The following is a 2,577-nucleotide window of genomic DNA, read 5'->3' as shown; positions in this document are numbered from 1 at the left end:
CCCCCGCGCTGACCCCGCCGGGGCGGGCGCTGCCGGAGCGCGGCCCCAGGGGCCGCCGCGGTCGCCCGTGGTGGGGACACGGATGCACGCCGGGCATCCGGCGCCGGATAGGGTCGAGGGCATGAGCACCACCCCGGACAGCGCCGTCCGCGACTACGTCGACAGCGAGCGTGACGCCTTTCTCTCCGGTCTCGCCGAGTGGCTGCGCATCCCGTCCGTGTCGGCCGATCCCGGCCGTGCCGAGGACGTGCGACGCAGCGCCGACTGGCTGGCCGACCGGCTGCGGACCACCGGTTTCCCGACCGTCGAGGTCTGGGAGACGCCCGGACACCCCGCCGTGTTCGCCCACTGGCCCTCCGACGACCCGGACGCGCCGACCGTCCTCGTCTACGGCCACCACGACGTACAGCCCGCGGCCCGGGAGGACGGCTGGCACAGCGAGCCCTTCGAACCCGTCGAGCGGGACGGCAGGCTCTACGCCCGGGGTGCCGCCGACGACAAGGGGCAGGTCTGGTTCCACACCCTCGGGGTGCGGGCCCACCTCGCCGCCACCGGCCGCACCGCACCCGCGGTCAACCTGAAGCTGATCGTCGAGGGGGAGGAGGAGTCCGGCTCCGCGCACTTCCCCGACCTGATCACCCGGTACGCGGACCGTCTCGCCTGCGACGCCGTCGTCGTCTCGGACACCGGCATGTGGTCGGAGGACACCCCGACCGTCTGCACCGGGATGCGCGGCCTCACCGACTGCCAGATCGACCTGCACGGACCCGACCAGGACGTGCACTCGGGGTCGTTCGGCGGCGCGGTGCCAAACCCGGCCACCGAGGCCGCCCGGCTCGCCGCGGGACTGCACGACGAGGACCGCCGCGTCACCCTGCCGGGCTTCTACGACGGTGTCGTCGAACTGACGCCCGCGGAGCGGCAGCTGTTCGCGGAGCTGCCCTTCGACGAGCGGGAGTGGCTGCGGGCCGCGCACAGCCACGCGACGCTCGGCGAGGCCGGCCACAGCACCCTGGAGCGGATCTGGGCCCGCCCCACGGCCGAGGTCAACGGCATCTCCGGCGGCTACCAGGGGCCCGGCGGCAAGACGATCGTGCCCGCCTCGGCACAGCTGAAGCTGTCGTTCCGACTGGTCGAGGGCCAGGAGGCGGAGAAGGTCCAGCAGCACCTGCGCGACTGGGTCGCCGAACGGCTGCCGGTCGGTATCCGGCACACCATCACCTTCTGGGGCGCCACCCGCCCCTGTCTGACGCCGCTCGACCACCCCGCGCTGCGGTCCGTGGCCCGGGCGATGGGCCGCGCGTTCGGGAAGCCGGTCCGCTACACCCGTGAGGGTGGTTCCGGCCCCGCCGCCGACCTGCGGGACGTGCTCGGCGTGCCGGTGCTCTTCCTGGGCATCTCGGTACCGTCGGACGGCTGGCACGCACCGGACGAGAAGGTGGAGATCGACCTGTTGATGAAGGGCGTCGAAGCCACCGCCTACCTCTGGGACGACCTCGGGGGGAACTGGCGTCCCACCCGCTGAGCGGACGCCACCGGCTTTCGAGGGCCCGCCCCGTACCTAAGGAGAGCAGGGAACAGCAGTGACCACCTGGACCGACCGTGCCGCCCACCCTGCCGTCCCGCTCTCCGCGGGCGGCGGCATCGACCGCGGCGCCCACCACCGGCTGGACGAGGTCTGGCTCGCCGCCGCCTGGAGCCACCCGAGCACTCGCTGCTTCGTCGTCTCCGGCGGGCAGGCCCTGGTCCTGGACACCGACGACGGACGCACCGAGCTGGTGACGATGCCGTCCTTCGACGCGCCCCTCACCGAGGCACACCGCTACTACCTGGGCACCGACGCCGACGGCGTGAGCTACTTCGCCCTCCAGAAGGACAGCCTGCCGGGCCGGATGGACGCGCTGGCCCGGCCAGCGGGGCTGCGCGAGGCCGGCGGGCTGCTCTCCGAACGGGACGCCGCGCTGCTGGTGCACGCCGTCGCCCTGGAGAACTGGCAGCGGCTGCACCGGTTCTGCTCGCGCTGCGGGGAGCGCACGCTCATCGCGGCGGCCGGGCACATCCGCCGCTGCCCGGCCTGCGGCGCGGAACACTATCCGCGCACCGACCCGGCAGTGATCATGCTCGTCACCGACGACCGGGACCGGGCCCTGCTGGGTCGCCAGGTGCACTGGCCGGAGGGCAGGTTCTCCACCCTGGCCGGCTTCGTCGAACCGGGGGAGTCGATCGAGCGGACCGTCGTCCGGGAGGTCTTCGAGGAGGCCGGGGTGGCGGTCGGCGACGTCCAGTACGTCGGCAGCCAGCCGTGGCCCTTCCCGTCCAGCCTGATGCTGGGCTTCATGGCGCGGGCGACGTCCCCCGACATCCAGGTGGACGGCGACGAGATCGAGGAGGCCCGCTGGTTCTCCCGCGACGAGCTGCGCAAGGCCATAGAGGCCGGTGACGTGCTGCCGCCGTCGGGCATCTCCATCGCGGCCCGCCTGATCGAGCGCTGGTACGGCGAACCGCTGCCGCGTCCGCTGCCGCCGCCCGTCGCGCCGGGCCCCGGCGCACTGCCGGAGTGCTGACCCGGCGAGCGGG

The 2,577-nt window shown here is 73.8% G+C and carries 2 protein-coding genes; both read left to right on the top strand.

What is annotated here, in order from left to right; all coding sequences use genetic code 11:
* Positions 1-121: 121 nt before the first annotated feature.
* Positions 122-1,525 carry a dipeptidase gene (locus ACYVE9_RS22390; protein ID WP_461029692.1) on the top strand — a complete coding sequence of 468 codons (1,404 nt, stop codon included), beginning with the start codon at positions 122-124 and terminating at the stop codon, positions 1,523-1,525.
* A gap of 58 nt (positions 1,526-1,583) precedes the next feature.
* Positions 1,584-2,564, top strand: a complete 981-nt coding sequence (gene nudC / locus ACYVE9_RS22385) for an NAD(+) diphosphatase (protein WP_461029691.1) — start codon at positions 1,584-1,586, stop codon at positions 2,562-2,564.
* Positions 2,565-2,577: the final 13 nt, after the last annotated feature.

The organism is Streptomyces sparsus (genome assembly GCF_054776295.1).
This window is presented reverse-complemented; position numbering and strand designations above follow the sequence as displayed.